This window comes from Paenibacillus peoriae, from assembly GCF_022531965.1.
Classification (GTDB): Bacteria; Bacillota; Bacilli; order Paenibacillales; family Paenibacillaceae; genus Paenibacillus; species Paenibacillus polymyxa_D.
On the sequence record NZ_CP092831.1, the window covers coordinates 3,653,996 to 3,671,921 of the forward strand.

The following is a 17,926-nucleotide window of genomic DNA, read 5'->3' on the forward strand; positions in this document are numbered from 1 at the left end:
TTTGGAGGAATGGGCTTTGGACCAATCTTTAATCGTATTTGTTAGGGTCGCAGAGAAACAAAACTTCACACGAGCTGCCGAGGTATTACACATGACCCAACCTGCGGTAAGTCAGTATATTCAAATGCTGGAACGTAGCGTAGGAACCCGTCTCCTGGAGCGTAGTAATAAATATGTGCGCTTAACCAAAGCAGGTGAAATTGTGTATCATCATGCCCAGGAGATTATCCGACTCCATACACGTATGCAGTACTTGGTGGATGAGCTAATGCATACGGCAAAGGGTAACCTGTCTATTGGTGCAAGCTACACGTATGGCGAATATGTGCTGCCGCATGTGATTGCGCAAATGAGAATCCAGTATCCACTCATTCAGCCCTCCATTACCATCGGCAATACATTGGAAATTGAAAAGCTCGTGATCCATAATCAACTGGATGTGGGGATTATCGAAGGAGAATTTCAGCATGACCATCTACACATTGAATCATTTGCTGATGATCGAATGTATATCGTCGTTCCGCAAAATCATCGTTTGGCTGGTAAATCTCAAGTGGATATAAATGAGCTGCATGAGGACATCTGGATTCTGCGGGAAGAAGGCTCTGGAACCCGGGAGGCGGCTGAAAAGATGTTTGCACAGCTTCGATTTTATCCTTCTCATATGATGAATTTTGGCAGTACACAGATCATCAAAGAGTCTGTAGAAGCAGGCTTGGGGATTTCTTTGCTGTCCCAATGGGTCATTCAGAAGGAACTTGCTTTGGGAACATTAGAAGTATTGGATATTCTCAATCTCCCGTTCATTCGGAAATTTTCTTTTCTGACCCCTTCTGCAGTATTTGAGACGAAAGCATGCACCGCTTTTTTGGAGGTTTTGCGAAGTTATAATGTGAAAAGATAACGTGCATAAACAAAAAAGCACCCATAAAGGTGCTTTCAGCATTCATCATTATAATATTTTTTATGAGGAAAGATGATCCATACCATGATATAAGAAATGAGAAAAATCAGCGTAGCTTCCTTGGAACTGTTGCATATCATGAGCAGCAATACCTACAAAATTCCCTGTAAAACCACCGGATAAAAAGCTGATATCCTGCATTTCAAAAAGTCGCTTCCAAGCAGGTCTATCTCCGACTCCATAATAAAATTGCCCGTGGGATGCATGGACTTCCACAGCTAAATGTATAGGAAGATCGTCATGAAGCGTAATCGCTTGGGGAACTAAAGTAAATGTATTGGCTTCACATCGCATCAAGCGTAGTACCTTCCCTTGTCCTTCCTCATAGCTAATATAGGCGTACAAATAATCTTCTTCATTAAGGTACAGTAGTAGCCCCGCCATCTGCAAATAGCTTGTTGGCTGGTACTCCAGTGCTGTTTCTACCCGGAAATGATGATCTGTTTGCCGAATGGCAAGCACGTGATGCTGGAACAGACTTTGTATGGATTCCCCAGCATGGATTCGAAGATAGCCCGGGCGCTGACTTAATGAACACCAGCTCTCGTTCGCTAGGATACGCAATGTGTTCCACGTTTTATCTAATAGGGCTCCCTCGAAAAAATCCTCGAAAATATTACTCTTTTGCTCTTGCTTAACCGAAATTGTCCCTTGAGGTGCAGGCACCTCCAATTGAGGCGTATGGCCCCCCGCGGTTAATCGCAGCCAGCCTTCATCATTCCAGTACACTTGCTGCAAGGCTGTTTCCCGTCCTAAAATGGCATATTTCCCCTCTACCGGACGTGTGCATAAATGAGCCATGTACCATTCGCCGTCCGGTGTTTGTACAAGACTGCCATGTCCTGCACATTGTAACGGGAAATCCTGTCGATCACGTGATGTAAGCATCGGGTTGTGCGGGTCTACTTCATATGGTCCGGTTATTTGCTTCGAGCGTGCTACGGTAACGGCATGCCCCGTACCCGTTCCGCCTTCCGCTGTAACAAGATAATAATATCCGTTTTGCTTGTAGATATGAGGCGCTTCTGTTTTCTTCAAAGGAGTACAATCAAAGATTTTAACAGGCTCCCCAATGAGCTGTTGTTGCTTGCTATCATACTCCTGCATGACGATACCGGAAGATTTATTGCTTTCCAACATGCGATAATCCCACAATGCGTTCAACAGCCATTTGCGTCCGTCATCATCATGAAATAAAGACGGATCAAATCCGCTACTATTAAGATAAACGGGTTCCGACCACGGTCCTTGGATCGTAGGCGCCGTCATCACAAAATTATGAACATCCTTGAACGGACGTTTGGTGCTTTTCACATCCGTATAGAGCAGATAAAAAAGGTTATCCGCATAACTAAGCTGTGGTGCCCAAATACTGCAATTTTTAGGATTACCTCTTAAGTCAACCTGATCGGTCAAAATATCTGTGCAGTGCTCCCAATGGGCCAAATCTTTGGACTGGTACACCCGTACTCCAGGCAGCCACTCAAACGATGACACCACAATATAGTAAGTATCCAGGGCTCGTGTAATACACGGATCGGGATTAAAGCCTTTTAATATGGGATTTTGGATCATCATGAGACCTCACTTCTCCTTACTTCCAAAATGTGACTTCAGCAAAAACCTGTTCCTTGCTCCATGCTTCTGTTCCCGCCTCAAAACAATCCGCCCACGGAACACGCTGCTTACGTAACGTAGCAACTTCATCGGGTCCGTTATATTCCTGATAACAGACGGTTTTCTCGTTCGCAACATTGTTCCAATTGTCCCAGCCACGTGGGTCAATATGATCGCCCATTTTACAATCGACAAATACGGTTTTGGCATATTCCCGCCACGGACGGCCCAAAAAAACCGGGGTAATATCAGGCTCTGCAGTTAGGTAGCATTGGTTGAATACATAGCCATACGCTTGTCCTTGCGGCGTAGAGGCGGCTGTGACGTAGCTCGTTTGGTTCTCATGATGGCGTAAACTGCGAATTTCGCAATCTTCAAAATAAGCGGTAGCCCCACCAAAAATAAAGTCCACCGTACCCTCTATATAACAATGCTGATAGAGCTGCCGATAGTGTCTATGGTGCTCCTTCAAATGGATTCCACCAAACTGGAGTCGTTCTTTCGGTGCAGGAGGTAGAGGGCCTGTAAATAAAGTATCCTGGTGCCCTTTAAAGGTACAGTTTCTAAAGACCGTTTCATCGCAATGAGCGTATACCGCAACGGCCTGCCCAATGGCTTCTCCCTGTCCTGCCGTGTTGGAAATCGTGAGATTTTCCAAGATCAGATGGCTACCGCCTAAAAATAAAGTGGGTGTCGCAAAGGTCCCTATTTCCTCACCCGCTTCATTCCGCTCCTTGGCATACCGATTCATTCGAATCTCTACCTGCCCGATGCCTATAATATGAAGATACGAACGGTAAATTCGCACCTCTTCCTCATAAATACCTGATAAAATAGTTAACGTTTCCATTTCATTGGAAGCCGATTGCTCCAATACAGCAATTGCCTCCTGAATCGTATGGAAATCACAAAAGGATTCTTTTCCAACTAGCATGATTACCCCGATCCTTTCATTTGATTTACAGGTGCTTGGCTAAAAATGTCTGCCACGCCGTGCGCATTTGCAGCGTCTCCATATGTCCACCGCCTGCAATCACAGGCTGCCAATGCTCTGGGTGACCTGCCTGCTGGTAAGCTTCCAGCAACCCTTTTGCCAAATGCTCGACTCCTTCAATAGGACACATCCGGTCATTTTGACCTGTTATACTCATCCGTGGACGAGGTACGATCCGCTTTTGAATATCAAGGGTGGTAAAATGCTTCAGCAAGCCGGGGACATAGGAATAAAAGCCATGATGGTCCAATCCCCGTTTAGCGATTAGCGTATGGGCATCTACCTGTCCACAAATATCAACCGTAACCTGTATCCGTTCATCTAACGCAGCCATCCACCATGCCATGAGTCCGCCCATCGACATACCGATTGTTGCGATACGGGAAGCATCAATGTCTTCACGCTGGCACATATAATCCACCAAGCGACGGTTATCATACAGCATCATGCCCCACAGCACTTGGCCCTGCCAGAGCATTTCCTTTACCAGCTCGCTTTCGGTTTTGCCCCCACGTTCATTGAAGCCCCACATGTCAATGCAGCATACGCAGTACCCCATGTCTGTCAGGGTTGTAGCAAACGAGGGCTGCTGCAAGTAAGAGCTGCTATGGAGCAGTTCCTTACGTCCATTCGTATAGTTGCCCCCATGCGAATGGTTAAAAACGACCATTGGAAACGGACCGTTCCCTTGCAAGGGTGTAGCTACATAAGCGGGTACAGATTCGATCCCGTTCAAGTCCAGCAGGAGACACTCCAGTCGGTACCCCTCACGCTCTTCTTCATTCAACAGAGTTGCCGTTATAGGGCGATCTGCCGGAAGGTCTCCCAACAATGCTTGTAATTTATCCACGTTGTACCTCCTTTCATGTCCTCCTAATTCATCCTATTTTGTTCAGAAGGTTGTATCGTTACTTGTTCTATCAGCTTTTCGGGCTGAGCTGTATTCTTCGAATGGCAACGATTGATTTCAACGTCTTCCCCATTCTCAATATAAAAGGCAGGACCTTGATGATTCTCAATCGTCACCTGTTGAAAACGAATATCCCTCACGTTACCTAGATAAAAACCACGGTTATTCATATCTTCGATCCCTGTCATCATGGCCGGACGACCGGGAATTGCATTTTTAGCCATAGAAATATCAATATTGGAAAATGTAATTTCAGCAATATATTGTTCTGCAAGTCCGTATAAGAATCCAGCCGCCGCATGAACCTGTCTTGCCGTAATATCGGAAAAATGGATTCTTCTAAAGCACGGGGTTTCATCGGTAATCGGATAGGGATTTTTGTCCCACACATATTTGTCTTTGCCCCGAGGGCCACAGAAATAATAAAGGTTCAGAATAAATGGACAAATGACATCTTCCATCACAATGTTGCTGACGCGAATATCCTCGATGGTTCCGCCACGTCCTCGTCTGGATTTCAGACGTATGCCCCGATCCGTTTGCTTGAACACGCAATTACTAATCGTAACATTACGAATGTCACCACTCATTTCGCTTCCCAGTACGACTGCGCCATGTCCATGCACCATCGTACAGTTGGTAATCGTAATATTTTCACATGGAATTCGCTCTTGTGTATCTTCGGTTCCTGCTTTGATCGCGATACAGTCATCGCCCACATCTATATTGCAGTTGCTAATACGAACATTGGAACAGGATTCAGGATTAATACCATCCGTATTGGGGGAGTCTGCCGGGTTAAGAATAGACAAATTATCAATCGTAACGTTATAGCAAGCGATGGGGTTTACCGTCCAACTGGGGGAATTTTTTAACATAACATCTTTAATGGTAACCCGCTGACAACGGTCAAAGCTGATTAATTTGGGTCTCGGATACTGTAACTCCTCTGGATGATTTCGGTGCTTTTCCCACCACGGCTGACCATTTCCATCCAGCGTTCCGCTACCTGTAACTGAAATATTCTCAAGATTCTGTCCATAAATGCATGACGCATGCACTTCCCGCTGAACGCCTTCCCATCTGGATTCCACTACAGGGTAATCAGCCAGATCCGTACTGAAGGACAGAATTGCGCCAGGACTTACATGTAGTTCAATGTTATTTTTCAGAAAGATAGCACCTGTCAGATACGTCCCAGACGGAACAACAACGGTTCCTCCTCCAGCATTGCTGGCCGCTTCAATGGCAGCCGCAATCGCTCCCGTAGCCAACGTCGTGCCATCCTGAACTGCTCCATATTCTACAATGTTATACAATTGCATTTCGTTCTCTCCTGTCTTTTTTTTGTGAATACGAAAATGATTTATAGACTGGGCTTGAAAATACACTGGAAAACGGAATAGGCGGAATGGTGCTGGACAAGTGTCAGCGATGGTAAGCACCTTCCGCCTGCGTAGTGGCAATTCATGTACACTCATGCTCAACCTATATCTTTATTTTTTCGTTTTCTTATACGCTTCCTCATACTCAGCAGTAATCCGTGATCCACCGGAGTTTTTCCAGTTTTCTACGGCTGCTTTAAATCCGGCTTCGTCAAGCTCACCCATAATAAATTTGAAGGAGGCGTCGGTAATGATTTTCTCCAGCTCTGTTCCTTGCTCATTAGCGGTGACTGAATCCAGTGGCACGGTCGGGTCCAGAACAGCAAATTCATTATTTTCTCGGACTAATTCATTAGCCAGTTCCTTTTCTGGATTGGCATCTTTTAAGTTATAAGTCACTTCACTTGGTCTGGAGCTTGAAAATGGCTGAACATCTGCTTGCCACAAATCTGTATTCGTAATTTTGAAGGCTCCATCTTTTTCGATTTTATAATGAGTGCCTTCAATACCACCGGTCATATACATATATACATCTTTGTCAATTAAATCATCTACAAATTGCAGCAGTCTCTTCAACTCAGCTTCTGTTTTTACTTCGGATTTCGGAAATGCCAGCAAACCTCCTACCCCGCTTCCCTCAGACCATACGTGGTATTTGCCATCTCCATTCGAAATCTTGTTAACTGGTACCAGCTTCAGCCCCTTTTGCAGGCCTTGGGACAAGGTTCTGAGGTTAGAGATATCGATCATGCCTGTATAAATACCTGCTTTACCTTGTGCAAATTGTTGCTGCTGGTCCGTTTTAGCGGTTACAGCAAAGTCTTTAGAGAGATATCCGTTTTTGTATAACTTATTCGAATACTTTAAGGTCTCCAAATATTGGGGAGTATCAAATTCCGGCGTAAACTTTCCGCTTTCATCTACTTTCCAGCCATTAGGTGTGCCAAAGTAGGAACTTAAAGTTTTGAAGCTGCTGTAGCGTAGATCCGATCTGTCAACAAATCCAGTCGTATCCTTTTTTCCATTCCCATCCGGATCATCTTCTGTAAACGCTCTCGCAACTTCATACAACTCATCCAGTGTCGTCGGCACCTTCAATCCTAAGCGATCCAGCCAATCCTGACGAATGACCAGACCTGCCCGAGCCAGATTCTTCTGGAACGGAACGCCATACAGTACCCCTTCAATGGATGCGGCTTCTCGCACTTCAGGCGGGATCTTCTTCAAATTTTCATAATCATCCAAATACTTTCCTACATCCCAGAATAGTCCTGATTTCAATGAACTACGCACTGAAGAGTTAGTCATCATCGTCAGCGTCACCATATCAGCCAGTTCACCAGAAGCCAGTGCGGTGGTAATTCTCTCTTCTTTGGAAGCATCCGGCACCCAGTTGAACGTGATTTTAGAATTGGTGTATTCTTCAATTTTGCTTTTGATCGTTTCTGTAGGCGGAGAAGCTGTATGCAATACGTTTAACCAGGTAAATTCCAGTTTGGATTTCGGATCATAGGTTTGGCCGCTTTGATCCTCTCCCCCCTTATCACCACAAGCTGCTAAAAAAACACTCATGACCATTAGTACAGCAAGAAGGCCTGATACTCCCTTTTTCGTCGTGATTCCCTTTTTCATCGTGTTTGCTCCTTTTCTGTTTGTATATTCATGCCATATCTTCCTCTTTCACCAGAACCTCTCGCTCTATTTTGCTGAATACCTGATGCGTCATCCACATCACGAGATAGCCCATAATACTTGCTCCGGCAAAAGTTAGAATTCCTGGGTACAAGCCTAGAATCAATGCAAATAGCACGACAATGGCTACAAAAAGAACAAGCGTGTATTGTAAATATGAAAATCCAATCACGATCGACATCTTGACCTTCAGTCTGATGCCTCTCCAATCATAGTGAGCCAGCAGCGGGAAAATATAGGCCAAAGAGATAAGATACAAAAAGGCTCCAATAAGCGTCACCACACGAACATACCAGGACGAGACGTTGACGATATCCACGTAGAGCACGTAACCCACAAGGCTGTAAAGCCCCCCAATGATGGCTGCTTCTTTAAAGCTTTCTCTAAAGTAACGTACAAACGTCGAGAAAATGGCGACTTCCTCATTGCCCCGAATCCACTGTCTTAAAATACTAAGCATAGCAACGGTTGCAGGCCCAACGCCTATAAAACCCAAGCCCAGAATCGTCGCAACCGTCCAAAGCAAGTTAAGGTAGACCAGGCGCAGCAGGCGCATGCACCATTTGTTCATGTTTTCTACAAACCGCACCATTTTGCATCCTTCCCGTCGTCATTAGTAAACGCCGTCTTCACCAAATTTCTTGGCCAGTCGATTGGAGCCCATAATCAGGATTAAACCTACCACACCTTTAAAAAGCCCTACCGTTGTACTAAAACTTAATTGTCCATTCTTTAAGCCCGCAGTATAAATGTAAGTGTCAAAGATTTCGGCAACTTCGCGGTTTAAGGAGTTCAATAGCAGATACATATGCTCAAAGCCCAAATCCAACGTGCTACCGATCTTCAAAATTAACAATGTAATAATGACTGGGCGGATCGCAGGCAAGGTAACGTGCCATGTCTTTCTCAGGCGTCCAGCTCCGTCCATCTCTGCTGCCTCATACAATTGCGTATCTACCACTGTAATCGCAGATAGATAAATGATGGTAGACCATCCCAGTTCCTTCCAAATCACTTGCCCGATGTAGACTGTTCGCAGCCATTGCGGAGAAGTTAAGAAACTGATCTTCTCACCACCTAGCGCGGCAATCATTTCATTCAGCACCCCACCGTCTACGGTTAGGAATACATAAGAAATCGAAACAATGATAACCCATGACATAAAGTGCGGGATGTAGATAATGGTTTGGATAATGTTCTTAAAGAACATCTTCCTGACTTCGTTCAGCATAAGCGCCAAAATGATGGGCAATGGAAAAAAGATTACAATGTTCAATGCAAACAAAACCAGCGTATTGCGAAGCAGCATAAAAAACGTAGGCTCGGTAAACAAACGAATAAAATGCTTCATGCCTACCCATGGACTGCCTGTGATTCCCTGAAAAGCTTGATAATCCTGAAATGCAATCACCAATCCTCCCATAGGAAAGTACTTAAAAATAATGAAGTATACCAGTCCGGGTAAAACCATTAGATAGAGCAGCTTGTGTTTCTGCATTCGTAAAAGGCTTTCCGTCGTTCTTTTGTTCTTTTTCATTTTCATGTTTGGTGCGGGGACACTTGAAACTTTCATTAGTTCGACCTCCTTCAAACGTTCCTGTATACGTTTTCAAGAGTATGCGATTTTCAGCATTCCGCATATAATCACCAAATGATAGCGTTTACAAAATTGGGTGTGCAGCCTACTTTTCAACCTTTCACCTTAGCTAATGATTACTACACAACCTAATGATCATTCGCTTTTTTCCAGGCTTAGGGAACACCTCAAGATTTGATTATATACGGAATTCTTTCCTCTTGATAAGGTTGCCATGTAAACGATTACGAGGAGGTCAACCACATTGACACAGCCATTACGAAAACAAAAATTACGAAAAAAAGAATCGCTGGGCAGCCGTATCTTCAACATTGTAAACAGTACACTATTGATTCTCATTGCCCTCACTTGTCTCTTACCTTTTTTGAATATCATCGCCAGCTCTTTTGCCTCAACCGAAGAAGTGATAGCCAAGAAGTTCATTTTATTCCCAGTTACTTTTTCCTTGGATGCCTACCGCTATATTCTGTCGACTCCCACCATTTTTAGAGGTCTCGGGGTTTCGGTCGGCGTAACGATCGTCGGTACAGTTGTAAGTATGATATTTACTGCTTTTATGGCTTATGGATTATCCCGAAGATATCTACTCGGCCGCAATACGATTAACTTCATTGTCGTGTTTTCTATGTTGTTTAGTGGGGGGATGATTCCAACATTCCTGGTTGTAAAAAGCATGGGGCTTATCAATTCGTATTGGTCCTTGATTCTTCCTGTGGCCATTAATGCGTTTAACCTGATTATCATGCGTAACTTCTTTCAGGCGCTGCCAGATGATCTGGAGGAATCAGCCAAGATGGACGGGTGCAACGATTTTGGTATCTTCTTTAAAATTATGTTGCCATTAGCCCTGCCTTCTATTGCAACCATCTCTCTATTCTACGCTGTTGCCTACTGGAATACGTATATGCACGCCATTCTCTATATCAATGATTCTGCCAAATGGCCGATTCAAGTCTTGCTACGTCAAATTGTAATCGTTTCCAGTGGTATGCAGGCAGAAGGAACTGCTGTAGATGTCATTCCGCCTGCGCAGACGATTAAGATGGCGGTCATTGTCATTGCGACCGTTCCGATGTTAATCGTGTATCCATTTGTGCAAAAGCACTTTGTCAAAGGAGCTTTGTTAGGAGCGGTTAAAGGTTAATTGGCTTGCTTCATCTTTCGGTAAGCTCCCGGTGTAACCTGTTCCTTTTTCCGAAAAGAGCGGATAAAGTTTTGCGAATTATGATATTGCAGTCGCTCGGCGATTTCTTTAATCGTCATATCTGTCTCAACGAGCCACTTCTTACCCATTTGCAGCCGGTAGCCCATCAGATATTCACTAAACGTCGTTCCGTATTCTTTTTTGAAAATACTGCTTAAATAATTCGGATTGTAATGAAGTCGGTCTCCAATGAGTTCTAATGATAATTCCTGGTCATATTCAGCACGGATAATAGCAGCAATTTTCTCCGAGAGACAGCGGAATTGCTGGTTGGTCTTCTCCTTCATGCTTTTTACCATGGGGAAAATAACTTGCTCTATCAGCATACGTTCTATCTCTTCCGGATTACGGATGTCCAGCAAACGATGATACAAGGCATGATTGTCTTGCGTCAGCAGCACTTCAATCCCTAATAGTTGCTCTAATTGGATGAGGTTATTCACAAACCGTACCAACAGCACCTCAAAGTTCATGGAATGATTGTTTTTTACCATCATTTCCTCCAATAATGAGTGCACGGTATGATATACCTGCTCTTCGTCCCCTATTCGGATGGCATCAAATAGTTTTGATTCCAATTCCGTAGGATAATGGAGCAGCACCGGACCTGAAATGACCATGGAAATATCTTCATAAAAAATAATCGACTCTTTGCCTAAATTTAAACGGTGATGCAAAGCTTGCTTGCTCATCTCACAGGCTTCTTTACTTTCTAATAAGTTATCATACGCCGTACTAATGCCGATGCTGATGGAAACATTTAAATACTCTTTTACGTTTCGAACCAAAAGGGTCGCATCATCCAAGACTTGCTTTCTCATTTCCTGTTCGCTCAACCCTGTCAAAATTAATATGGTGGCCTGAGTGTTATCGTTCAAAATGATGGGAAGCATTCGCTGCTGCTCTGGAATCGTTTCTTCTACGATTTTGTTAATAGCCAGCAGCAAAACATCTTTATCCGAGGGATCTCGATCTCCCAGATTATCCAGTTGGACTAACAAGGTAATATACATTTGATTCTCGATCTGCGGATAACCCAAGCGTGGCATTTTTCGTGCCAATTCCTCTGCAGAAATACGTTTGCGGAACAGGTTGAGAATCAATTGGGTTTCCAACTGTGGCATTTCGGACTGAATGAGACTTTCCAAGCTTTCCTTCTCGGTTACAATGTTATCGATGGAATTAATAATCCATTCAATTTCATTTTTAGAAGGTTCATTTTTGAAAGCGAAATTAGGATTTTTAGGCAAGCTTCGTTTTATTTGCTGAAATGGCTTTGTAAAGTAAATGGCAATGAAGTACGCCACTACCACCATTAAGAGCGTTAATACAAGTCCCATCATGATGATCCCAAATTTGGTCGTTTGAAAGGCATCCGCAATTTCTTTTTTATCTAATACTGTTAAGTAAGTCCAATTGTTATAGGCAGATTTGGCGTAAATGACTTGTCGTGCAGGCTGCTGATCCGTTTTCTCCAAAGTTAGCATACCTGTGTTGCTCGGCTTCACTGTGGCTTCTGAAATATGCTGGAGCTGCTGGGTGGACAATAATTGTTCGGCAGGCTGGGTTTCATACATTAAATCGCCTTGATTATTCAAGATAAAAACAGCCATATGATCCTCGGTTTGAATCGTATGATTTAATGTTTGCAGCGAAATATCCGACAGAGCAATGGCTTGCTTCTTCTTAGAGAATACAGGCAAGGTATTAACAAAACGAATCCCTTTATCTGTTTTAACCCAGAATAGTCCCTGATTCTGATGGTCGATATAGGTATTAACCAGCTTCTCCCTTTCTGCTTTCGTCAAATAAGACAGGCTTCCATTGGAGATTCTCCAATTCTGATCCAGACTGATGAGTGAATATTCCGTTCCCTCTAATCCCATTGTAGCAATATAATTGAGCTGAGTATTCACATTCCGATACGCTATAAAATCTTTTTCTGTAATGGGATTTTTCACAACATCATTAAAGGAACTGGTCGTGCTATACGTATTAAAAGCATATTCAATCGTTTGAATTTTCTGCTCCAGGCTATTTCTGATCTGTGCCATATAGCTTTGCTTGGTATTGGAAACCCTCTCCACAACGGAGCTAATTGTTGTAAAATAGATGTAGCTGCCAAAACTGGCCACAAATCCTATTCCTAAAACCAGAATCGTAATAAAAATGGTGTAGAACATTCTTCCTTTTTTCATTGCGCTCCCCCTCTGGCTCTTTGCATCACATCAAAATTATAGCGCTTTCATAACAAGGTTTAAATCATTTTTTTCACGTGTGCATTATTTTTTACATCCGTATCATTCCAATTTAAGTCGATTTTGTTTGGTTGGCGGCAGTTAAAAAGAAATTTGGAGGAATTACTTATGTTACATGTTGTTAGTCCTAAAGAACCGATTGTAAAAGAAGAATTTCCGTCAGAAACTTCCTTTCTCTCCCTCTATCCCCTAGCAGTTGGTGAAGCTCGTCCTTTTATATTGGTATTACCTGGCGGTGGTTACGAGCATTTGGCCTCACATGAAGGAGAGCCTATAGCTCGGTGGTTAAACGATCTAGGTATTCATGCGGGTGTGCTGGAGTATCAAGTCGGTGATTTCGAGATTACTTCCTTGTTGGAGGATGTAGAACATGCTCTGCAATGGATTCGCCAAACATCGCATGACTGGCTGGTCATCCCTGACCAAGTGGGGCTCATCGGTTTTTCAGCAGGCGGTCACTTGGCCTCCATTGTCTCCACTATAGGGACGGTAAAGCCAGATCTTCTGTTGTTGGGATACCCTGTAATTTCATTTTATGAGCCTTATACACATATCGGAAGCCGTACGCATTTTTTAGGGGAACAGCCGACGCTGGAACAGCTTCAAGCCTTTTCATCCGATCGGCAAGTGACTTCAAAGACACCTCCAACTTTGATGTGGACTACAGCCAATGATGGCGCTGTACCGGTAGAAAATAGTCTGTTGTTCGCTTTTTCATTATCCAGGGAACGTATTCCGTTTGAACTGCATGTATTTGAGGAAGGACGACACGGCTTGGGACTGTCAGAGGACAACCATGAATGCCATCAATGGCTCAATCTGGCGGAAACTTGGCTTCAAAAACATGGATATGCTCGGGCGAGACAACAGATCACAACTCGACTGTTTATCGCCGGGGACTCCACTGCAGCTCAAAAAGGGGCTACCGAAAAACCGATGACAGGCTGGGGTGAACACTTGCAAAGCTATTTGGCACCGTCTGTTCATGTGGACAATCGTGCTGTCAATGGGCGAAGCACCAAATCTTTTATAGCAGAAGGCCGATTAGCTGATATTGAAAAAGATATTCTAGCTGGAGACTATCTGTTTATTCAATTTGGACACAACGATGAGAAAAAAGAAGACCCCACTCGCTATACCGATCCTGATGGAGATTATCGTCAAAACTTAATTCATTACATTCAGTCCGCTAGAGAGCGTGGTGGAATTCCAGTGCTATTGACCTCTGTAAGCCGCCGCCGATTCACCGCAAACGGTGAACCTGATCCGCTGGCTGTAGGAGCCTATCCCGCTGCCATGAGACAAGTAGCCGCGGAAACCAAAACACCCCTGCTCGATATTTTTGAAGCTTCTCAGCAGCTTTATCGTTCCATGGGTGAAAAAGAGTCCCAGCAGCTATTTATGTATTTGCCTGAAAAAGCGCACCCTAATTACCCCGCTGGTATAACGGATAATACCCATTTTTCTGACAAAGGAGCCAAACAGGTCGCCCAGCTTATAGCGGAAGCCATTCGTCAGTGTGCGGAACTGTCTGCATTAAAACAGCGTATGGTAGAAAGGAATCTAGACAGCGATGAGAGACTTGCACATCAACTTGTCAACTGATATCAAGAACTAGAAAGAATACAAATACGAAAAACGGGCTTGGAGCTAATCACTCTGACGTCCGTTTTTTATTCCGTGTGGATCAAAGACTATACAGCCAGGAGAATAGTTCAAAAATACAGTACAATAAAATGAATTTCTTTAATTGTTATATTTTAATTATTTTGTATCTTATAGGACTTTAGAATCGTTTTTTTGTATTATTTTGACAACATTTGTCGAATAAAGCGAAATCAATAATTTTACATGGTATATTTTAGGAGCTCATATCATACATCAGGAGGAATTTTTTATGAATACTAAGAAAATCTTATTAACAACAGCAATGTCTTTGGGGCTAATTGGTAGTATCATCGTCCCTAGTGCGTCCGCAGCAGTAGGTCCTTCGCCAGTAATTACGCCTGTTGTAGAAGTTAACGGAGTATATTACAGAACGGATACATTGCCACGAAATTATTCCTATGCGCTGTCAAATTACCCGGGCGATACTTATAAAGTGGTGAGCGGAAATGTCACAGTCTCCTCTTCCGGCGTGGTAACAACCACCACTGCAACGAGCGCAAGAGTAGAAATTTACGGCGGTAACGGTAAATTGAGAATGGTGTATACCGTCAAGGTAAACTAAGGTTGGAATAAGCGTTCCTGGGAGTACGGAGTCAACGATCATTATCAAAATGGTGATTTGATAGCGAGTTTTTTAAGCACTGTCCGTTTATTGGGACAGTGCTTCTTTATGGGGCGAGTAGAACTCATACTGCTATTTTATCAGTAGAACTCTATATTAATTTTCATTGAACTCTATTTAACGACCTCTTGAGAAGTTTTATTTAAATGATCCTCAAAACTGCTCGAACGTCCTCTTTTCTAAACTTTCGTGAGATCAATAAAGATACCCAAAAAAATCCAAGTCCCCCTCGCTCCAATCGATCTTTCCTACTTTTTTAATCATTATTCCATCAATTTCCTCAAAGCCTATTCCATTTGTAATCATTTTTTCATTATCAATTTTTAACCATTTAATTTTGTTCTTTACAGGCTTATATCCATTTCTTAAATACAAGTTCATATTATCTGCACATAAAAGTATAAAATCAATATTTCCTGTAACGGATAATTTTTCAATTTCTAAAAGCAGCGCTGAAGCTATTCCCTGTGATCGAACATTTTTTGAAACACACAAATCAATTAAACCCAGTACTCTTATGGATTCTCCGTTTAGATTCATTATCCTATAATCTAATCCAACATGACCTATAAGTTGATATTCATGGTTAAAAGCTAGAAGTCTAAAATGAGGAAGTTGCTTGAAATAAATTCTATCCTTAGGGTAGATTTCTGAAAAACTGTCGATTAATAATGTTTGTATACTGGCTGCTAACTCTTCACTTATGTCATGTTCAAAAACTTGATCTATTTTCAAAATACCACTCCATCCTTGAACCCGCATTAGCACTAGCTTAATAAAGAGGCTTTGGCAAATTCAATTTAACATCATAAAAAAGCATCCTCGATGATCCGACCAGCGGTGGAGTACGAGCCTTATCCGAAACAAGGTCTGTCTCAATGAATACCGTGGGCAGTTCAAAATTTCCTTTTCCCTCTATAAACAACAAAAAAACCCTTGCTAAGCAAGGGTTTTTGAGGAAATGGGCCCTGAGGGACTCGAACCCCCGACCAATCGGTTATGAGCCGACCGCTCTAACCAACTGAGCTAGTTAAAACGTTATACTCAGATATAGTATGCTCGTAAAACCGTTTAATCACAAGATTCTTTACATTTCTTATATCACTAGATTTTAATAAGTTCGTTAGCAAATACGTTAGCATGATATTCTAGTTTACTTAGCTATTTTGGTCCTAACTAATATTATATTGCATTTCTAACCATTTCAAATAATAAGGATCATGAATATGTTCTTTAATTTTTAGTTTAATAGCATCGTTATTCCTTATTTGCTCGGAGTTTAAAGCAGAACATAGCACTAAAAACTTACCTAATGGATAAGGGGACTGTATTTTAGGTTGAAAAAGATACATCATCATCTTAGGTTCTACCTTATCAAGACTAGAAAATAATAATATTTGATTAGCGAGAGTGACAGTGTTAGGAACACCAGACGATATCTGACTGTACAAAATTTCTTCGACAACTTTATTGTTAAAATTAAGAAGCCTAGACAATGTTGCAGTAACTTGTCTTCGCAAGAATGTATCAGTCTGCCACTTATTTTTGTATTTTCTCACAAACTTCAATAACTCTTCTGAGTGATTGTACTTTGATTTAAACCATAATAGACAATAAAAATCGGTTGGATGAGCCCTCTCGAATGAAAATTTACTTATAAGTTTTTCGAATTCTTCTAAAAACAATTTTGATTCATTATTATTCGGTACTTCCCATTGGGTTACTAAATAACATAATTGATATAACGAGCGATCATCAAAGATATCAATTGTCTTCATTATCTCAAGTACATTCTGGGAAGTTTCTTCGCAGTAACCAATATTATTTAGGTATTTGATAAGATTCTCTCGCAGGACAGGATAATCAACATATATTTTAGGCAATTTTTTTAATAATTTTTTATAATTTAATTTCCCATAGAGTGTTATATATCTCTTTGCAATTTTATCCCAGTACTTTGCCCCTTTATTTTTCTCCTTAAAGTGATTAGTGAACCTTTTATCTAATTCTTTATAGAAGTCTTTAAAATCAGTTTCTTCTTTCAATTTTTTCTCTACCATATCAATGTATCGATTTGCCTCTATCTGAAAATGATAATAAGCCTCTTTTTCCCCATATATATTCGTTTTTGAAAGATTTAAAGCTAATCCCCTGCTTTTTAACATATCAGAGATAACACTAATTGTTTCGATTCCTTGCTTCTTTGAATCGATTCCAATAATTATATCGTCCATCCACCGTGTAAAACTGTTATTAGTCTTTTGCATAATAATATCATCTATTTCAAATAAAAAAGAATGAGCTAGGAGTCTGACTCCTTCAATGTTTGTTGTAGGTAGACCACGTTGCGAGTAAGGTAAGTAGTCCGGTTTCCAAGAGATATCTTCAATAATCTTAAACACTAAATCTATGATTACTTCATTTATTTGTGTATAGCTTGTAAATACTTTTCTCAACTCTTTAAGGTCTATACTATCGTAATAGTTTGATAAGTCAGTAACAATGATTAATTCTTTTTCATCACTAAATTTATAAATTTGTTTCTGTAACTTTTTCCACTGTGAACGCCAATTAAAATTATAGTCATCTGAATCATGTGGTTTTCCTACACTATGTTTATCTCTTGAATAAAAAGCATTCTTTGAAGGCTGTTTAGCTAGTATACTTTCACTAATATTCTCAACTAGTACTTGAAATACAAGGGCATCAGTAGGTTGAGGTGTAACTAAGTGTCTACACACGCCAAGTTTTTTTTCAATTCTATATATAAGAGGTTGAGAAACTTTGTAAGTCCCTCCTAAAATATCATTTCGTATTGATGCTGCTCTTTCCTCGATATTAAAATTAAAATCATAATGATCGTACAGGTCTTTAAGGTCCAAACTTCTTAATTGACTCCTAACAATTTTCCTCCAAACTTCTATTATTGTTTTTTTTTCAAAAATTTTTGACAGATCACTTTTCCTCAACTTATTAAATCTCTCTGTCTGCAATATAAGCCCTCCTTTCTTTTGG

14 protein-coding genes and 1 tRNA gene are annotated in these 17,926 nt (G+C 41.6%); 4 read left to right on the top strand and 11 right to left on the bottom strand.

Features of this window, described 5'->3' with window-relative positions:
* Positions 1-16 precede the first annotated feature (16 nt).
* On the top strand, positions 17-904 hold the full coding sequence (locus tag MLD56_RS16075) for a LysR family transcriptional regulator (protein WP_029517721.1): 888 nt from the start codon (positions 17-19) through the stop codon (positions 902-904).
* A 60-nt stretch (positions 905-964) separates the two neighbouring features.
* On the opposite strand, the gene MLD56_RS16080 is transcribed toward MLD56_RS16075, so the two are convergent.
* The 7 genes from MLD56_RS16080 to MLD56_RS16110 form a co-directional block, all read right to left on the bottom strand.
* Positions 965-2,542, bottom strand: coding sequence for a glycoside hydrolase family 43 protein (locus MLD56_RS16080; protein WP_029517722.1), 1,578 nt, complete (start codon positions 2,540-2,542; stop codon positions 965-967).
* 16 nt (positions 2,543-2,558) lie between these two features.
* The gene (locus MLD56_RS16085; RefSeq protein ID WP_029517723.1) at positions 2,559-3,515 is read right to left on the bottom strand and encodes a pectinesterase family protein; all 957 of its coding nucleotides are present in this window, start codon (positions 3,513-3,515) and stop codon (positions 2,559-2,561) included.
* Between the two features lie 25 nt (positions 3,516-3,540).
* Positions 3,541-4,425, bottom strand: a complete 885-nt coding sequence (locus MLD56_RS16090) for a dienelactone hydrolase family protein (RefSeq protein ID WP_029517724.1) — start codon at positions 4,423-4,425, stop codon at positions 3,541-3,543.
* Between the two features lie 23 nt (positions 4,426-4,448).
* Entirely contained in the window at positions 4,449-5,810 is a 1,362-nt protein-coding gene (locus tag MLD56_RS16095; RefSeq protein ID WP_029517725.1) for a glycoside hydrolase family 28 protein, read from the bottom strand.
* Between the two features lie 171 nt (positions 5,811-5,981).
* Positions 5,982-7,502: an extracellular solute-binding protein gene (locus tag MLD56_RS16100; RefSeq protein ID WP_029517726.1), complete on the bottom strand. Its 1,521-nt coding sequence runs from the start codon at positions 7,500-7,502 to the stop codon at positions 5,982-5,984.
* A gap of 28 nt (positions 7,503-7,530) precedes the next feature.
* Complete coding sequence (locus MLD56_RS16105; RefSeq protein ID WP_029517727.1) at positions 7,531-8,154, bottom strand: YesL family protein; 624 nt, start codon at positions 8,152-8,154, stop codon at positions 7,531-7,533.
* 21 nt (positions 8,155-8,175) lie between these two features.
* Entirely contained in the window at positions 8,176-9,135 is a 960-nt protein-coding gene (locus MLD56_RS16110) for an ABC transporter permease (protein WP_023989418.1), read from the bottom strand.
* Positions 9,136-9,403: 268 nt separating this feature from the next.
* Between MLD56_RS16110 and MLD56_RS16115 the strand changes: the two genes are divergently transcribed.
* The gene (locus MLD56_RS16115) at positions 9,404-10,303 is read left to right on the top strand and encodes a carbohydrate ABC transporter permease (protein ID WP_013311057.1); all 900 of its coding nucleotides are present in this window, start codon (positions 9,404-9,406) and stop codon (positions 10,301-10,303) included.
* On the opposite strand, the gene MLD56_RS16120 is transcribed toward MLD56_RS16115, so the two are convergent.
* Positions 10,300-12,561, bottom strand: coding sequence for a helix-turn-helix domain-containing protein (locus tag MLD56_RS16120; RefSeq protein WP_029517728.1), 2,262 nt, complete (start codon positions 12,559-12,561; stop codon positions 10,300-10,302). The genes MLD56_RS16115 and MLD56_RS16120 overlap by 4 nt on opposite strands.
* Before the next feature lie 168 nt (positions 12,562-12,729).
* Between MLD56_RS16120 and MLD56_RS16125 the strand changes: the two genes are divergently transcribed.
* Both MLD56_RS16125 and MLD56_RS16130 read left to right on the top strand, forming a co-directional pair.
* Positions 12,730-14,226 carry a GDSL-type esterase/lipase family protein gene (locus tag MLD56_RS16125; protein WP_029517729.1) on the top strand — a complete coding sequence of 499 codons (1,497 nt, stop codon included), beginning with the start codon at positions 12,730-12,732 and terminating at the stop codon, positions 14,224-14,226.
* A gap of 292 nt (positions 14,227-14,518) precedes the next feature.
* Complete coding sequence (locus MLD56_RS16130; RefSeq protein ID WP_029517730.1) at positions 14,519-14,851, top strand: hypothetical protein; 333 nt, start codon at positions 14,519-14,521, stop codon at positions 14,849-14,851.
* A 255-nt stretch (positions 14,852-15,106) separates the two neighbouring features.
* Here the strand turns inward: MLD56_RS16130 and MLD56_RS16135 are convergent, their stop codons facing one another.
* The 3 genes from MLD56_RS16135 to MLD56_RS16145 all read right to left on the bottom strand — a co-directional run bounded on the left by MLD56_RS16135 (position 15,107) and on the right by MLD56_RS16145 (position 17,904).
* Positions 15,107-15,646: a GNAT family N-acetyltransferase gene (locus MLD56_RS16135; RefSeq protein ID WP_029517731.1), complete on the bottom strand. Its 540-nt coding sequence runs from the start codon at positions 15,644-15,646 to the stop codon at positions 15,107-15,109.
* Between the two features lie 227 nt (positions 15,647-15,873).
* A tRNA-Met gene (locus MLD56_RS16140) sits at positions 15,874-15,939 on the bottom strand.
* Positions 15,940-16,083: 144 nt separating this feature from the next.
* Positions 16,084-17,904, bottom strand: coding sequence for an RNA-directed DNA polymerase (locus MLD56_RS16145; RefSeq protein WP_241113311.1), 1,821 nt, complete (start codon positions 17,902-17,904; stop codon positions 16,084-16,086).
* Positions 17,905-17,926: the final 22 nt, after the last annotated feature.

What these genes read in the sequence shown, in the direction of transcription:
- MLD56_RS16080 (WP_029517722.1), bottom strand. Translation starts at nt 2,542, where the DNA reads ATGATGATCCAAAATCCCATATTAAAAGGCTTTAATCCCGATCCGTGT.
- MLD56_RS16085 (WP_029517723.1), bottom strand. Translation starts at nt 3,515, where the DNA reads ATGCTAGTTGGAAAAGAATCCTTTTGTGATTTCCATACGATTCAGGAG.
- MLD56_RS16095 (WP_029517725.1), bottom strand. Translation starts at nt 5,810, where the DNA reads ATGCAATTGTATAACATTGTAGAATATGGAGCAGTTCAGGATGGCACG.
- MLD56_RS16100 (WP_029517726.1), bottom strand. Translation starts at nt 7,502, where the DNA reads ATGAAAAAGGGAATCACGACGAAAAAGGGAGTATCAGGCCTTCTTGCT.
- MLD56_RS16105 (WP_029517727.1), bottom strand. Translation starts at nt 8,154, where the DNA reads ATGGTGCGGTTTGTAGAAAACATGAACAAATGGTGCATGCGCCTGCTG.
- MLD56_RS16110 (WP_023989418.1), bottom strand. Translation starts at nt 9,135, where the DNA reads ATGAAAGTTTCAAGTGTCCCCGCACCAAACATGAAAATGAAAAAGAAC.
- MLD56_RS16120 (WP_029517728.1), bottom strand. Translation starts at nt 12,561, where the DNA reads ATGAAAAAAGGAAGAATGTTCTACACCATTTTTATTACGATTCTGGTT.
- MLD56_RS16125 (WP_029517729.1), top strand. Translation starts at nt 12,730, where the DNA reads ATGTTACATGTTGTTAGTCCTAAAGAACCGATTGTAAAAGAAGAATTT.
- MLD56_RS16130 (WP_029517730.1), top strand. Translation starts at nt 14,519, where the DNA reads ATGAATACTAAGAAAATCTTATTAACAACAGCAATGTCTTTGGGGCTA.